Source organism: Streptomyces sp. Ag109_O5-10, from assembly GCF_900105755.1.
Lineage (GTDB): Bacteria > Actinomycetota > Actinomycetes > Streptomycetales > Streptomycetaceae > Streptomyces.
Map to the genome: position 1 here is coordinate 1,053,018 of NZ_FNTQ01000001.1, position 15,207 is coordinate 1,068,224.

14 protein-coding genes and 2 pseudogenes are annotated in these 15,207 nt (G+C 67.3%); 8 read left to right on the forward strand and 8 right to left on the reverse strand.

Annotation, left to right across the window (positions count from 1 at the left end; genetic code table 11):
• The first annotated feature begins 21 nt into the window (after window positions 1-21).
• Together BLW82_RS04945 and BLW82_RS04950 are read left to right on the forward strand one after the other, a co-directional pair.
• On the forward strand, window positions 22-1,278 hold the full coding sequence (locus tag BLW82_RS04945) for a GAF domain-containing protein (RefSeq protein ID WP_093497649.1): 1,257 nt from the start codon (window positions 22-24) through the stop codon (window positions 1,276-1,278).
• Between the two features lie 102 nt (window positions 1,279-1,380).
• Window positions 1,381-2,904: an acetaldehyde dehydrogenase ExaC gene (locus tag BLW82_RS04950; protein ID WP_093497650.1), complete on the forward strand. Its 1,524-nt coding sequence runs from the start codon at window positions 1,381-1,383 to the stop codon at window positions 2,902-2,904.
• A gap of 162 nt (window positions 2,905-3,066) precedes the next feature.
• Here BLW82_RS04950 and BLW82_RS46185 read toward each other — a convergent pair whose 3' ends face one another.
• From BLW82_RS46185 to BLW82_RS45145, 3 genes are read right to left on the reverse strand one after another with little or no spacing between them, the layout of a single operon-like run.
• Window positions 3,067-3,768, reverse strand: coding sequence for a hypothetical protein (locus BLW82_RS46185; RefSeq protein ID WP_371131300.1), 702 nt, complete (start codon window positions 3,766-3,768; stop codon window positions 3,067-3,069).
• Window positions 3,769-3,772: 4 nt separating this feature from the next.
• On the reverse strand, window positions 3,773-4,462 hold the full coding sequence (locus BLW82_RS46190) for a hypothetical protein (protein WP_177232839.1): 690 nt from the start codon (window positions 4,460-4,462) through the stop codon (window positions 3,773-3,775).
• A complete protein-coding gene (locus BLW82_RS45145; RefSeq protein WP_073946053.1) occupies window positions 4,453-4,650 on the reverse strand; it encodes a helix-turn-helix transcriptional regulator in 198 nt (65 codons plus the stop codon). Before BLW82_RS45145 ends, BLW82_RS46190 begins: the two co-directional genes overlap by 10 nt.
• Window positions 4,651-6,101: 1,451 nt before the next feature.
• Between BLW82_RS45145 and BLW82_RS04970 the strand changes: the two genes are divergently transcribed.
• Window positions 6,102-6,853 (forward strand): IS5 family transposase gene (locus BLW82_RS04970; RefSeq protein WP_371131269.1). Its coding sequence is split into 2 segments (ribosomal slippage): window positions 6,102-6,390 and window positions 6,390-6,853, totalling 753 coding nucleotides; the frame shifts between segments, so codons are not numbered across the junction.
• Here BLW82_RS04970 and BLW82_RS43840 read toward each other — a convergent pair.
• The gene (locus tag BLW82_RS43840) at window positions 6,850-7,374 is read right to left on the reverse strand and encodes a hypothetical protein (protein WP_143063620.1); all 525 of its coding nucleotides are present in this window, start codon (window positions 7,372-7,374) and stop codon (window positions 6,850-6,852) included. The genes BLW82_RS04970 and BLW82_RS43840 overlap by 4 nt on opposite strands.
• Window positions 7,375-7,807: 433 nt before the next feature.
• On the opposite strand from BLW82_RS43840, the gene BLW82_RS04980 reads away from it, so the two are divergent.
• The 5 genes and pseudogenes from BLW82_RS04980 to BLW82_RS43080 all read left to right on the forward strand — a co-directional run.
• Window positions 7,808-8,071: a hypothetical protein gene (locus BLW82_RS04980; protein ID WP_093497652.1), complete on the forward strand. Its 264-nt coding sequence runs from the start codon at window positions 7,808-7,810 to the stop codon at window positions 8,069-8,071.
• Between the two features lie 146 nt (window positions 8,072-8,217).
• On the forward strand, window positions 8,218-8,394 hold the full coding sequence (locus tag BLW82_RS04985; protein WP_202799563.1) for a hypothetical protein: 177 nt from the start codon (window positions 8,218-8,220) through the stop codon (window positions 8,392-8,394).
• 186 nt (window positions 8,395-8,580) lie between these two features.
• Window positions 8,581-9,447, forward strand: a complete 867-nt coding sequence (locus BLW82_RS04990; protein ID WP_256215646.1) for a hypothetical protein — start codon at window positions 8,581-8,583, stop codon at window positions 9,445-9,447.
• A gap of 113 nt (window positions 9,448-9,560) precedes the next feature.
• Window positions 9,561-10,502, forward strand: a complete 942-nt coding sequence (locus BLW82_RS04995; protein WP_006143213.1) for a PIN domain-containing protein — start codon at window positions 9,561-9,563, stop codon at window positions 10,500-10,502.
• 94 nt (window positions 10,503-10,596) lie between these two features.
• A pseudogene (locus BLW82_RS43080) lies at window positions 10,597-10,728 on the forward strand (NAD-binding protein); the annotation flags it as partial.
• A gap of 81 nt (window positions 10,729-10,809) precedes the next feature.
• On the opposite strand, the gene BLW82_RS05000 reads toward BLW82_RS43080, so the two are convergent.
• The 4 genes and pseudogenes from BLW82_RS05000 to BLW82_RS46195 form a co-directional block, all read right to left on the reverse strand.
• Window positions 10,810-11,760 (reverse strand): hypothetical protein, encoded by a 951-nt coding sequence (locus BLW82_RS05000; RefSeq protein ID WP_093497654.1) that lies wholly within the window; start codon window positions 11,758-11,760, stop codon window positions 10,810-10,812.
• 171 nt (window positions 11,761-11,931) lie between these two features.
• The gene (locus BLW82_RS05005) at window positions 11,932-13,170 is read right to left on the reverse strand and encodes an IS256 family transposase (RefSeq protein WP_093496986.1); all 1,239 of its coding nucleotides are present in this window, start codon (window positions 13,168-13,170) and stop codon (window positions 11,932-11,934) included.
• Between the two features lie 342 nt (window positions 13,171-13,512).
• Window positions 13,513-14,340 (reverse strand): hypothetical protein, encoded by an 828-nt coding sequence (locus tag BLW82_RS45150; protein WP_256215647.1) that lies wholly within the window; start codon window positions 14,338-14,340, stop codon window positions 13,513-13,515.
• A gap of 96 nt (window positions 14,341-14,436) precedes the next feature.
• A pseudogene (locus tag BLW82_RS46195) lies at window positions 14,437-15,066 on the reverse strand (hypothetical protein); the annotation flags it as partial.
• Window positions 15,067-15,207: the final 141 nt, after the last annotated feature.

Consider the following 15,207-nt stretch of genomic DNA (forward strand, 5'->3'; position numbering starts at 1 on the left):
CATCGCCGTCGGGAGGCCGAGTTGACCGATCCCTGGGTGGCCCTGGAGCCGGGGTCCGACCCTGCCGAGCGCGCCCGGGTGCTGCGCCGGGCGCACGAGACGTTCACCACGGCCGGTACCGTGCCGCGCCCGGTGCGGTCCGTGGTCGCCGAGTCGTGGCGGCGTTCCGCGCGGGCCGGGGTGGGGCCGGACGGCGCGGCGCGCGTGGAGCTGACGGACGGTGACCTCGGGGCGTACCGGGCGGAGCATCCCCTGGCCCGGGTGATGCCGCTGTTCCGGGAGCTGATGGGCACGTTCGCGGCGGACGGCGAGCATCTGCTCGCGGTGTGCGACGCGGACAGCACGCTGCTGTGGGTCGAGGGGCATCCGGCGACCCGGCGGCGGGCGGACCGGATGAACTTCGTGCCGGGCGCGCGCTGGTCGGAGACCGCGGTCGGGACCAACGCGCCGGGGACGGCGGTGGCCGTGGACCGGCCGGTGCAGGTGTTCGCGGCGGAGCACTTCATCCGCCGGGTGCAGCCGTGGACGTGCGCGGCGGCCCCGGTGCACGATCCGCGCACCGGGCGGGTGCTGGGCGCGGTCGACATCACCGGCGGCGACCGGCTGGCCCATCCGCACAGCCTGGGCTTCGTGCAGGCGGTGGCGCGGGCCGCCGAGGCGCAGCTGGCGCTGCTCGATCCGCCGGCGCCGGCCGACGAGGCGCCCGCGCTGACGGCGCTCGGCCGGGACGAGGCCGAGCTCCGGCTGGACGGCGGCCGGATCCGGCTCGGCCGCCGGCACAGCGAGCTGCTGGTGCTGCTGTCCCGTCACCCGGAGGGACTGACCGGCGCCGAACTGCTGTGCGCGCTGTACGAGGACGAGTCGGTGACGCCGGTGACGCTGCGGGCGGAACTGGTCCGGCTGCGCCGGCTGCTGGGGCCGGGGCTGCTCGCCTCCCGTCCGTACCGGCTGGCCGCGCCGGTCGAGTCGGACGCCGGTGTGGTGCAGCGGCGGCTGGAGGCGGGCGCGGTGACGGCCGCCGTAGGGGCGTACACCGGTCCGTTGCTGCCGGGTTCGCAGGCACCCGCGGTCGTGCGGCTCAGACAGCGGCTGGCGGACGGGCTGCGGGCCGCGCTGATCGGATGTCAGGACCCCGACCTGCTGGCGGAGTGGGCGCACGCCCCGTGGGGCGAGGACGACGTCGAGGTGTGGCGGGCGCTGGCCGCGGTGCGGCCGACGGCGGTCGTACGGTCCCGGCTGGCGGCCCTGGAGGCGGAGCTGACGGCACCGGCCGGCTGACCCGGGTCTGCGGCGCAACGTGTTCGCAACGTCCGCTCCCCTAGCCTCCGCGCCGGGAGCTGCCCGACGGCGGGCAGCGCATCTGCAAGGAGGCAGGCCACCATGACCCGTTTCGCGGCGCCCGGCACCGAAGGCGCGATCGTCTCCTACCAGGCGCGCTACGACCACTTCATCGGCGGCGAGTGGGTGCCGCCGACCCGGGGGCAGTACTTCGAGAACCCGTCGCCGGTGAACGGGCAGCCGTTCACCGAGGTGGCGCGAGGCACCGCCGAGGACGTGGAGCGGGCGCTGGACGCGGCGCACGCGGCCGCGCCGGGCTGGGGCCGTACGTCGGTGACGGAGCGCTCCGACATCCTCCTGAAGATCGCCGACCGGATGGAGGCCCACCTCGAACCGCTCGCGGTCGCCGAGAGCTGGGAGAACGGGAAGCCGGTGCGAGAGACGCTGGCCGCCGACATCCCCCTGGCGATCGACCACTTCCGGTACTTCGCGGGGGCGATCCGCGCGCAGGAGGGTTCGCTGGGCGAGGTCGACGACGACACGGTGGCCTACCACTTCCACGAGCCGCTCGGAGTCGTCGCGCAGATCATCCCGTGGAACTTCCCGATCCTGATGGCCACCTGGAAGCTCGCACCGGCCCTCGCCGCCGGGAACGCGGTCGTCATCAAGCCCGCCGAGCAGACCCCGGCCTCCATCCACTACTGGATGAGCCTGATCGCGGACCTGCTGCCGCCGGGCGTGGTGAACATCGTCAACGGCTTCGGTGTGGAGGCGGGCAAGCCGCTGGCGTCCAGCCCGCGGGTGGCGAAGGTCGCCTTCACCGGCGAGACCACCACCGGGCGGCTGATCATGCAGTACGCCTCGGAGAACATCAAACCGGTCACGCTCGAACTCGGCGGCAAGTCCCCGAACATCTTCTTCGACGACGTCTGGGCGCACGACGACGACTTCCGCGACAAGGCCCTCGAAGGGTTCACGATGTTCGCGCTCAACCAGGGCGAGGTCTGCACCTGCCCGTCCCGCGCCCTCGTCCAGCGCGGCCACTACGCCGAGTTCATGGAGGCGGCGGTCGCCCGCACCCGCCTCATCAAGCCGGGGCACCCGCTCGACACCGACACGATGATCGGCGCCCAGGCCTCCAACGACCAGCTGGAGAAGATCCTCTCCTACCTCGACATCGGCCGGCAGGAGGGCGCGAAGATCCTCACCGGCGGCGAACGCATCGAGCACGACGGCGAGCTGAAGGGCGGCTACTACGTCCAGCCGACCATCTTCGAGGGCGACAACCGGATGCGGATCTTCCAGGAGGAGATCTTCGGCCCGGTCGTCTCGGTGACGTCCTTCGACGACTTCGACGACGCGATCAAAATGGCCAACGACACCCTGTACGGCCTCGGCGCGGGTGTCTGGACCCGCGACATCAACACCGCCTACCGCGCGGGCCGTTCGATCCAGGCCGGCCGGGTGTGGACCAACTGCTACCACGCGTACCCGGCACATGCCGCGTTCGGCGGCTACAAGCAGTCGGGGATCGGCCGCGAGACGCACAAGATGATGCTGGAGCACTACCAGCAGACCAAGAATCTGCTGGTGTCATACTCGCCGAAGAAGCTCGGCTTCTTCTAGAGGCACGAGGAAAGGCGCCTGACCTGGGGTTTCACCCGTCAGGCGCCCTTCGTGCAACCCACTCTCGACCGGGCCCGACTTGCGTACTAACTCCCAATTCCTCCCACGACTGCACCCCTCCTGACCAGTGCTTCCGGACCAGTCACGGACCAAACCCCCGGTTCAGCCCTCGGGAACGTCAGCTTGACTGACGCGCTGCCACTCGTTCATGGACTGCTCGATGAGACGGTTTGCCTGCTCTCGAAGGCCGTCAAGGAACTTGGCGTAGTGGCGAAAGAGAACCTCGATGCTCTGGCCGGCGCGGCGGGCGCACTCGGCCGGGTCCACTCCGGAGTAGAGCCAGAACGAGATCCCGGCGTGACGGAGATCGTAAGGCCGCTTGGCCAGGCGAGAAGTGCGCTCAGTACGGGTCAGGGCGTATTCCCGGGCCCGCGCCCATGTGATGCCGTAGGCGGCAGCGTCCACGTAGTTGCCAGCCTGGTTCCGGAAAAGTCGACCGTCAGGTGCCACGTCGAACCGATTCACACGGGCACGCAGCACGCGTACGAACTGCGGCGGGATGGGAACAGGCCGCGTCGCGCTTGCCGCGCGACGCTTGAGCGAGTGCACCTCATGCACCTCACCGTCGTCGGTCCACTCCTTGCCAGACGTGACGACCCCGCCCGAGAGGTTCAACATCCCCCATCCCGTCTTTGGCAAGTGGCATTGCTCGATCCGAAGGTGGATGACCTCAGCTGGCCGCATAGCCGCGAAGTACATGCAACCGAAGAATGCTTCAAGATGAGGACCCCGCCCCCGCTGGCGAGCAACGGCCTCGAGCAGCCGAAGCACCTGGGCCGGATTGGGAACGGCGGCGGGATCCACCTCCTCATTGACTGCCGGCGCCTGCCACCGGAGCCCCTTGAGGGGATTCTCTGCGAAGTACCCCTTTTTCCACTGCAGTGTTGAGAGCTTCGTTGAACGCAGCCCTCTTGCGTCGGGCTGTTTTAGCCGCAGCCGCCTTGCCGTCCAGCTTGCGGCACATCGCATCGAGGGCCCGCCTCAGAACGTCGGCTTCCGCGAGGGCGCTGACCGGCAGCGAGTTACGCTTCATCCAGTCCAGCGCGTGGAGCCACTCCTCGGTGGGCTCGCACTCCCAGGCTTTCTTGTTGAATGCCCACGAGTACAGGGCACGCCGCAGTACCCGCGGATCGGAATACGCTGCGCCGGGGCGTACCAGGGCGGGCGTGACCGTAGCGAAGGCATCAGCCAGGGTGCGGCGGGTGTTCCCTGGCGTGCGCTCCCATCTCTGCTCGATGTATTCGTGCACCAGGTCGTACCACGTAGTGCGCTGCTTGATGGCCCGCAACTCGGATGCTGGCAGACCTGTGTGCTCGTCAAACGGCTCACCCTCGCGCGCGGCTGTCATCAGCTTCGCACGCCGGCTGTCAGCAAGCGCGAACGCGATGAAGGACTCAGACTTCTCTCGCCCGTTAACCGTCCACCGAATCTGGAAAGGCTTGCGCCGGTCGGGGCGCTCACGTATCTCCCAGAAGCGGACGTTATAACTCATCGCCATCCAGGCGTATCCCTTTCACACGCATCCCACCACGCATCCAGATCGGCGCGGCGGCAGCGCAGTTCACCATTGGGCAGCTTGATCATTCGGGGTGCCTGACCGCGAGCGCGCAGGCGATAGAAAGCCGACGGGCTCATCCTGATTTCCGCTAGGACCTCGGCGAGCTTGAGCGCAGGTGGACGAGCCATTGATGTTTCCTCAGATGTTCCAGATATGTCGGCGGCCCAAGCAGCAGTGCTCGACTTGCACCGCTCCGCCGCAACTGATGTGCAAACTCTGTCAGTTACGGGGACTACTGGTCGCCGACATGAAGGGCCATGGTGTCCGAACGGCTCCACCGCCAAGCACAGCCGCTGAGAACACCTCAATGGTCGTCACGATCGCCGGTTTGGCCAACCGGCGATCGTGGTCTATGTTGCGCCCCGCAGGGCAACTCACGGACGACTGCAACGAACGAAACACAGGGGGCCAGTCGGCGCGATCGGAGAACGAGGCCGCGCCGTCCGTCACGAACGCCCCGAGTCCGTTGTCAACGCGGTCGCACAAACACAGAGGCACAGCGCCGGGGAGGAGCGGCGCAATCCTCTCGCTCCGATGTGGTCCATACGTTCAGGGCGCCAAGTGTCGAGCAGATGGGGGCGTTGAATCGGACCGATCGGAGAGCGGCATTCGACAGGGGTGCTCCTTGGGTCGGGGCCTCCGCGATGAGGCCGAGCAGCGCGAGGTGTCGGATGTCGTCATGGCCGACATGCAGGTCGGCCTGGAATCCTGAATCCCGCCACTGACCTGGTATTTTCCGGGACGTTGTACGTTGACATATTCCCAGAGGAGGTTCCAGTCCTTCGGGGCTATTTCTCGTCTGCCGTGGGCGAATGCCGAGCCGCGGGAAGGCCAACCGAAAGACGCAGGGGGCGTTCCGTCGGAGAAGAAGGGCAAGGCGTGCTCCTCCTTCACCTGACTCGGTCGCACCGTGATGTCGATGTGCACGATGCCAGGGACCAGCCCGGACGAGCGGCCGACAACCTCCGAAAAGAAGGCGGCGGAGGTCACCGGCTACGCTGCAGACATACCAGTGGAGGGCGCAGGCAATTGGGGAGCGAAGTGAAACTGAAGAGCTACAACACCTGAGTGTCGGAGTGTTCGTGAGGGTTACATGGATCCCTCTCCAGTTCCAGGGTCACGGCGCTGCACGGCCATGCAGGCAGTCGACACGGTACTGAGCCTCTGCTTGCCACTCGGTCGCGTGGCGTCATACGGGGCTTTGTAGGTTGCCATGCGCAACTCGCGAGGAGGAACTCGTATCCTTCGCACCTCGGTGACGTCCGTGCCGTACGTCTCGCGAAACTGGGCGTACTCGGTCTCGGTGGGCGCGTCGGCCGTCGTCATCTCCGCGGCCATAGAGTCAAGATCCCACTCCGACGGCACGACGGGGACCCGATTGAAGTCCATCAGTAGCGGACGGGCCGTCGTGCGGTCGACGTTCACAGGTCACGCACTCGGGTGTGCCCGCGGCTCTGTGCCCCCCCTAAGACACCGTTTCCTTTGGTGCTGCTGGGTCGTTGGGTGATTTGTGACAGACCTGGTTGAGCGGCTGGTTCCGGATGACTTGTGGGTGCTGTTCCGGCGAGTGGTGCCACCCATGGAGATCAAGCGTCCGCAGGGCGGTGGACGGCGTCGGGCGGGTGACCGCGAAACGCTGGCCGCCATCATCTTCGTAGCCAATTCAGGCTGTACGTGGCGGCAACTGCCGCCGGTCTTCGGCCCTGCATGGCCTACCGTCTACCGTCGCTTTGCCCAATGGAGTCGGGGGCGCGTCTGGGCCCGACTGCATCGCGTCCTCCTCGACGAGCTCGGTGCCCGAGGCGACCTGGACTGGTCGCGGTGCGCGATCGACTCCGTCAGCCTGAGGGCGTCAAAAGGGGGCTACTGACTGGACCGAATCCGACCGACCGTGGCAAGAGCGGATCGAAAATCCACCTGATCACCGACCGCAACGGCCTGCCCCTGTCGCTGGGCATCTCCGCCGCCAACACCCACGACAGCCTTGGACTCAAGCCGCTCGTGTGTGGCATCCCGCCGATTCGCTCCCGGCGCGGACCACGTCGACGACGGCCGGCGAAACTGCATGCCGACAAGGGATACGACTACGACCACCTGCGCAAATGGCTCCGACAGCGGGGCATTCGTCACCGCATCGCCCGCAAAGGGATTGAGTCCTCACACAGGCTCGGTCGACACCGCTGGGTGGTCGAGCGCACGGTGTCCTGGCTGGCCGGATGCCGCCGCCTACACCGTCGCTACGAGCGCAAGGCCGAGCACTTCCTGGCCTTCGTAGGCATCGCCGCTGCCTTGATCAGCCACCGCAGGCTGGCACGCTCGCCGGCCGCCTAGGCGAGGGCTCTGGCCAGACGGCGATAGCCCAGCTCCTGCGCGCCCAGAACCTGACGAAGCCTATCAAGGCCGCCAGCCTCCAACTCTCGCTGAGCGTCGATCTGACAGGCCCGTTCGTAGGACATCAGGCTGCCGCCAGGGTCAATCTCAAGGCCGATCGAACCCGGCCACAGGGCTGCGGTGCTTCGAGCAAGGGAGTGGATCTCTGGCAAACCGTAATGCTCATCAGGTTGCTCAAGCGCCTGCAAGATTCGCCCCATCAGCATGAAGCCGGCCTGGGTGAATGGTGCGGCACGGTCCACCGAGTAGCTGCTCTGAGCAGCATCCAGGCCGGACCGAGCATGTTGCAGTACATCCTGATCGAGCGTCCGACCTGGTGCGCCCCGCAGACCGGCCCGTAGACCTGCATCGGCAAGGTAGTACGGGTCAGCGAGTCCAGCCCGCTCAGCGAGGATGTACAGGGCCCCTCCGATCCGCAGTCCAGTCGAGCATGCCAGCGCCCGCGCCGACGTGCTGTCCAAGTCTCCGTGCATGATCGGACCAACCTCGCAGACATAGTGGATCAGGGCGGCCCCACCGTACTGCCACCATGAACCCGCACCCTGGCGTGACTACGGCCAAAGGAAACGGTGTCTAAGCTGCGGCTGCAATGTTGCCGAGGACTGCGCGAAGTGCGCCGTCTGCGGCTCGTCCCCCCGGGGCCGCGGCTGTGGGGACTGCGGCGGCGTTGGGGTAACGCCCAGGACCGCATTCGTTCTCCATCGGCAGCTGAGGGACCTTGCGGACAAGACGTACCGTGCCGCTTATGACCCCGACTTCTGGGAGCACAGCGTTCCGGTCAGCGCGGGGACTCAGTCGGACTGGTTCCTTCTTCACTGCGCTCGCGCGTACGACGACCTCGCGGCCGATCTACTTGCCGGCGGTATCCCGGAGCCGCGCTGTCTGGCCGAGAGCGTGCTATTCGGCTACGCCGTGGATGGCATCGGCGGGTTCAGTATCGAGTCCGTCCACGCGGACGAGGTCTATCAGACCCTTCCGACCTCTCGGTTCGACTATGACTGGGAGTTCCTCGCTAATGAGAGCGGGCTGCTCGACGTCAGCGACAGGGCGCACGACTTCCTGGAAGCAGACGTGGCCGAAGAAGACCTGTGGGACGAGTGGTTCAAGCCTTACACGGACGTCGAACCCCGGGCCACGACCCGCAGGTTCTGCTGCTGACGGTCGCCCGAACCCAAGCCATTGCTGGAACGGGCGTCCAGTCTGCTCGACTGGGCGCCCGCCCACGAGGACTCCATACCGAGCGGGCCACCGAGGAGCGCTGACCGAGCCGGCGGCGCGCCGGTAACCTGAAGGGCACCACGATCATGGTCGACGGCACCCGACTCCCGGCGCCGTACGAGCGGATCTCCGCCGAAGAGTTCGCGGCCTACGAGCTGACCTCGATCGAAGACTCCACGGACGAGGACTGCGCGACCGGCGCCTGCCCGGTTCGGGTTGATGGGCTTATTCGAATTTGGTTCTGGTCGCGATTTCGTGAATGATCTCGGACTTCTGGCTTGGCCTGCCCAGCTCTTGCTCCCGATCGGAAGACGGCAGCGTTCTGAGGTGGCGGAGTCGCCCGCCTCCCCGTGTCCAGCCGGGGCTCCCCGCCAAGGGTGCCTTCGGCGTCACTCACGCGATGGTGGCTTCACCCCCGTGCTGTCAGTGCCGCCTCCTACAGTGCTTCCATGTCTGACAACGAACGGCCGCCCAACCGCAGGCTTGTTGAGGCCGTGTATCCCGCCGGCACCCACCTCGACCACTCCCGCGTCTCCTCCAACGGGATGCGCGGCAACGTACGCGACGACCGGGACAACTCGCTCATCGGCCAGGCCGAACTCTTCGACGTCCCCGACCGGTACGCCGCTGGCTACCAGGACGGCTACGACCACCGGTCCCACGACGACGAGTTCCTCCGTTACCTCGGGGACCTGCTCGCCCGCGAGGTGGTCCAGTGGTTGGGGGACCTCGCATATGACGCGGCGGCCCGCGGCTTCGCCACCGCCCGCCCTCGCGTCAACGCCTGGGTGCGCCAACGCGTGGACAAGCTGCGCAGCCGCTCACCGAGGGTCGCTGCAGCCACCCGCCCCGAGCCCGCCCAGGAATCCGGTCCCGAGCACGTACCGCCGCGACCGGCCGCCGCGACCACGGGCCACCACCGGGTGGACCCCGTGCTGCGCGCCGACCAAGGCGATGCCTGCGCGAACGCCGCCCTGGAGCGGATCAGCGCTCGGGCGGTCGAGGTCCACGGGATGGCCGCGCGCTACGCCGATGACCTGCCTGCGGCCGATGCCGCCGACGAGGCCATGCGCCAGGCCGTGGCTGCGGCTGCGCCAGGACTAGCCGCCGCCGCCCTTCAACTCATCGCTTCTGACGAGGCGCTGGGACTGACCCCTGAGCAGCAGATGTACATGTGGGAGCGTGCCGCCGAACTCGACTTCGCCGTAGTCGAAGACCTCACTGGCACTCACACCACGCCAGCAGAGGACATTACGCTGCAGAGCCTTGGTGCGCGAGGGGCTAGAGGCTCGGCCAGCGAACCAACTCAGCCCTGATCGCTCTCAAGGCTCGCGGATCTCGGTGGCCGCCTGCCGGGATCGGCTGCCACGATGTGGCTGGCGAAGTCGCCCGCAACGGTGCGGCAGCCCGAGAAGCAAGGGAGTCGTCCATGTTGCTGCGGCCCGGGGTCACCTGCGAGAAGGCGATCAGGTTCCTGGACGACCTGGTCCAGGGCGGCCTCAACGACGTCCGCAACTCCGTCCCGAACTTCGCCCAGCCGATGCTGGCGGGCGTGGAACCCTCGAAGCTGGCCGGGCCCGACCTGGTGGTGACGCTACGGCAGTACACCGAGTGGACCGCGACGACCGCCCGGCAACTGGCGGATGTCTTCGCCGACCCGGCGGTGCCAGCGCGGCTGCGCGGCGAGCACTACAGCCACATCGTGCACAGCCCCCTGACGCCCTACCGAACCGCGCTGCTGCTGCACTGGGAGTTGGACGAGCTGGCGACGTACTTCATGGAACTGCAGAACCAGATGCGGCAGACCGTGGAGGAGTACCGCAGCTACCGGCAGCGTGTGCTGGTCGTGGACGCGAACACCCTGCTGCACTGTCAGCGCTTCGACAAAATCCCGTGGTCTCGGGTGTGCGGGAAGGGCCCGGCAACGCTGGTGATCCCGCACGTGGTGGTGGAAGAGATCGACACCAAGTCCTACTCCGAGGGCAGCGAAAAGATCAGGAAACGGGCGCGCGGGGTCTACGAGCTGCTGGGCGACGTCCTCAAGGGGCTGTCCACCGAAGGTCGCTTCGAACTGCACGACGGCACGGAGGTCCAGGTCCTACGCGACGAGCTTGGGCACCGACGCCTGCCGAACAACGACGACGAAGCCGTGGCCCGCGCGGCCCACCTGCAGCAGGCCATCGCACCGCGTCAGATCACCGTCATCACGCGCGACAACGGGATGCGCGGCAAGGCCATGACCTGGTGCCTGCCCTGGGGCTTCCCACCGGACAAGTACCTGATCCCCGAGGACGGCTTCGGTGCGAAGCACCGAGAGGCGAATCTCGCGAGTATCAGCGTCGACGTCCTCGAGGACGGTGACGACACGTAGTCCCGCCCGGACCGTGGCCTTCCGTGACGGCTACGACCGGTGCTTCATCGGCCCGCGCCTCTGAGTGGACCATTCACGGCGTCGCGGTCAGAACGTCGGCGGGGGCGACACCACCATGGAGGAAGCCACTTTCCGCACCCGCTTCGCCCGCTCCGTGACCGTCGTCCACCGCCGCTCCACCCTGCGCGCCTCTCAGGTCATGCAGAGCCCAGCATTCTCGGACGACAACAGTGCGGTCAAGAGGGTGTCTAGCTCGGTCGTCACGACCCGATGCTGGACGCCCTCCCCCACATACGGAACTACTGGTCTAGGCCAGGACGTCGACGCGCCCCGAGCACGCCCGCTGAATGGCCTGCAGGTCCGCCCGCGCAGGGCCGGCGCTTCCGCCGTGGACGGCTGTCCGCACCTTCGCCTCAATCTCAGCCACCACCTCGTCGGTGAGGAACGGCAGGCCGATGCGGCGGTAGCCGGTGTCCACGGGCGTGGACAGGCCGAGCTTGACGGCGTCCCAGGCCCGCAGCGCCGCCTTCTGCTCGTCGGCGTGGCCGCCGCCCGCCTGCCGCTCGCCGCGCAGCCGCCGGATCCAGGGCTTCGCCGTGCTCGTCGTGCTGCGGCTGCGTGCCTGGTCGAGCTCGTCGAGGTCTCTCAGCAGGGTCTGCGTGTCGGCGTGGATCTGCGTGCACAGCTTCCGCGCCCGGGCGAATGTCTTGTGGGTGACCACCGCGGCGGCCACCACGAGCGTCAGGCCAGTGGAAATCAGAGGCACCGGGTGTGTGGCGACGAACCGTGCCCCCAGGAAGGCCACCACGGCGAAGATGCCGGTCACGTTCGCCAGCGCCCGGAAGACAGCCGCTCGCTGGATACGGCTCGCGAGCCGCTCCAGGACGTGGTCCTTCGGCTCGGCGATCCGAGACGTGATCGTCAGCGCGATGTAGATCAGTGCCAGCGAGAGCGCGGCCTGCCGGTAGTTGACCGGCTGCGCCGTGCCGTCGAAGACCTTGACCAGACTGACGATCGGGCCGGGGACCGCGAAGCTCCCGACGATGAACAGGATCACGAAGATTTTGAGGATGCCTTCACGGAGATGGTTCGCCTTCAGGTAGCGGTTCAGGGCTGGCATCCCGGAAAGCGCCACCACCCATCCGCTGATGAAGAGGAACTTGCCGAGCCCCCGCTGGCCGTCCCGGAAGAGCAGGTCGCCGTACATGATGCTCGCGAACCCGAGGGGAAGCAGCGCGAGTTGCCCGTAGGTGCGCACGGTGCGGACCGTTGTCATGAGCCCACTGTGTGAGACCGCACCGGTCGGCCGTGCTGATTTGAGGTAGGCCAGAGGGTTCCGGCGCCGTACGACGGTTGTTGTTCGCTTACCTGCCCGGTCACGTCCGCTGGAGTGGTGTATCGCCGGCCACTCGGTGATCTCGTTTTGAGGCTATGCGGTGAGTTCGGTCGGGAGGACGGTCTCGTCGGTTTCTGACTCGATCGGGTGGAGCCGGGCCTTGGCCAGCAGGTCGAGTCCCATGTAGCGGCGGGCCTCGGTCCATTCGTCGTTCTGCTCGGCCAGCACGGCGCCGACCAGGCGGATCAGCGCGGTGCGGTCGGGGAAGATGCCGACGACGTCGGTGCGACGTCGGATCTCCTTGTTCAGCCGTTCCTGTGGGTTGTTCGACCAGATCTGCCGCCAGATCTCGCGTGGGAAGGCGGTGAAGGCCAGCAGGTCGTGCTGAGCGGCGTCCAAGTGGGCTGCTGCCTTGGGGAACTTGGCTTCCAGGGCATCCAGAACGTGCCGCATCTGGGCCTGGACAGCGTCGGTGTCGGGTTGTTCGAAGACGGTCCGCAGCAGGGTGGCCACCCACGGCTGAGCGGACTTCGGGACCTGGCTCAGCAAATTTCGGGCGTAATGCGTGCGGCACCGCTGCCAGGATGCGCCGGGCAGGACCGCGCCGATCGCGTTCACCAGGCCGGTGTGCGCGTCGGAGACGACCAGCTGGACACCGGACAGGCCGCGGGCGGTCAGGGAGCGCAGGAAGGCGAGCCAGCCCGCACCGTCCTCGGCCGTGGCGACGTCGATGCCGAGGATCTCGCGGTGTCCGTCGGCGTTGACGCCGACTGCGATCAGAGCGTGGACGTTGATGATGCGGCCGCCCTCGCGGACCTTCTGGGTCAGCGCGTCCACCCAGACGAACGTGTAGGGCCCGGCATCGAGCGGCCGGTTGCGGAACGCGGTGACCTGATCGTCCAGATGCTTGGCCATCGCGCTGACCTGGGACTTCGACAGCTGGGTGACGCCGAGGGACTCGGCGAGCTTCTCGACGCGGCGGGTGGACACACCGAGCAGGTAGGCGGTGGCGACCACCGAGACGAGGGCCTGCTCGGCCCGCCGGCGGCGTTCCAGGAGCCAGTGCGGGAAGTAACTGCCCTGCCGCAGCTTGGGGACGGCGAGTTCGACGGTCCCTGCGCGGGTGTCCCACTCGCGCGGGCGATAACCGTTGCGGTGATTGACGCGTTCCTCGCTGACCTGCCCGTATTCGGCATTGCAGAGGGCATCGGCCTCCGCGGACATGAGCGCGTCGGCGAACGTCTTGACCATCGCGCGCAGCAGATCGGGACTCGCCGCGGCGAGGTTGTCCTCGGCGAGAGCGTGCAGGGGCAGACTGTCTGGTGCGGTCATCGTGCTGATCTCCTTCGAGCCTAGACATCTCGAAGATCAGCCGGTGGCCGTTCTCATATCCGGACCCTCACTCCGACGCCGGGACAAACACCCGGATCAGGTGGGAACCGGTACACCACTTCCAGAGACGCAACCACCTGCCCGCGCCGCACTCGGATTGCGCGTGCCGTCAGCTGCTGCTCGGAGACATGCCTGCCCCGACCCGCCCGCGCGTGGGCTTTCGCAGGCCCAGTGACCGGCTGGTGAGTGATTGGCCGACGACTTACTACCAACCCATTGACTGTTCCGAGCCGAACGGCGGTGATCGAACCCGAGGGATCCCGCTGACACCGGTACAGCTCGTCACGACTGCCGATCAGGTATGGGCTCTTTCCCGGATTGCTGCCCGCTGTTCTCAGAGGAGCTGGTGGGGCCGCCCGCCGATAGCCGCGACTTTCCGTGCAGCCAGTTCCACACGGTCTTGGAGTCGGTGCCCAGCCGTGCGGCTAGCGACACGGTGGACGGCCGCTGCTTCGTGGGCATGCTCCAGTATGTCTCGCGCAGTTCGCGCACCCGAGCGTCGGAAATCTTCACCATGCGGTGGGCTTCGCCGCGTGCATGGTTTGTCCGTGCCTCCGCCTCGGGCTCCAGCTCGCCGGTGGGGCCGCCTGCTTCTTGGCGGCCGGCCCCGCGCAACCAACGGTGAATGGTCCCCCAGTACACGCCATGCCGCTGGGCAAGGACTTCGAGCTTAGGCCGCTTCCCATGAGGAGCGTTCCAGTACTCCTCCCGCAATGCCCTGACCTCCCGGTTGGACACCTTGGTCGCGAAGTGGTCATCTCCCCGGTCATACTTGCCCTGCGCCAGACGATCATGCATGTTCTGCTTTTGTGTCCCCAGCTTGAGATGGCGCGGGTTGCAGCAGCCCGGATTACTGCCCCCAGGACACAGATGCCGAACAACAAGATCACTGTCGATACACGCCAGGGTCAGACCGTGGTGCAGGACATAAGCGACCCGGGCAGCCTGCGTGTGGCGACCTTCCCAATACACGAAGCCGTATCCGAAGTCATGCCGACTCGCCGCCATCCAGGGCCAGCACACGGCGTCGCCGCCGCTGCGGTCTATCTTCCGCCAGAACTCCGCCTCGAGTGCCTTTCGTGCCAGCTCTTTCAGGTCGCCGCTCGTCACCCTCCGCCCGCCGGGAGGCGGTGGGATCAAGGTTCGCACCGCGTGGGGGCCAGGCCGGTCCCGATGAAGGCGAAAGCGGTCCGTCATGTTGTCTCGCTGCGAGCCAACCGTCAGGTGTGCCGGATTGCAGCAGGGGGGATTGGCGCATAGATGCCGAACGAGCCTGTGTGCGGGAAGGTTCGAGGCCAGGCCATGAGCCAGCACATACGCAACCCGATGAGCACTGACGGTACCGATCAGAGTCCGTCCGGCGTAGTACTGGCCGTAGCCGTCGATGTTGAGCGCGCCGAGGAAGGGCCAGCATTCAGTCTCGCCCGGTGACGTGTCCACTGATGTCCAGAACTGTGCCTCCCGCAAGGCTCTGCGCCCTGGCGTTTCTGCGCTGCCGCGGTAGGTGCGCGGTCGTGGTAGCGGCAGGGACGTAGGCCGGGGGAGGTGACGGTAGCTCCGGCCCCCGACGATGCCGTCGATCACAGCACGCGATACACCCAGTTCGTCTGCAGCCTCCGCCCTGGTGGTGTGGCCGCCGGCCATGGACTGGAGTACCCACTGGGCTTGTTGGTCGCTCAAGGAGCGCTGGTTGCGTGGCACATCCGGACGGTACAAGGGGGCACTGACAACACACGCCCGGAATACATGGACTCCTCTCCCAACGAGTGCAATCGCAAAGTGGGCGAACCCTAGAAGCGTCACAGGAACACGGACCGCATGAAGCGCCAACCGCATCGTGCGCGCCAGCGCAGCCGGTCTCTGACGAAGCCGCACCGGAGCGCTCTGATGCACTTCGTCGTCTCACGGCTCGGCTCAAAGTCCCGTCAGGACGGACCCCGGCGGGGCCTCACCGTATCACTCGCCTATCACACTGCC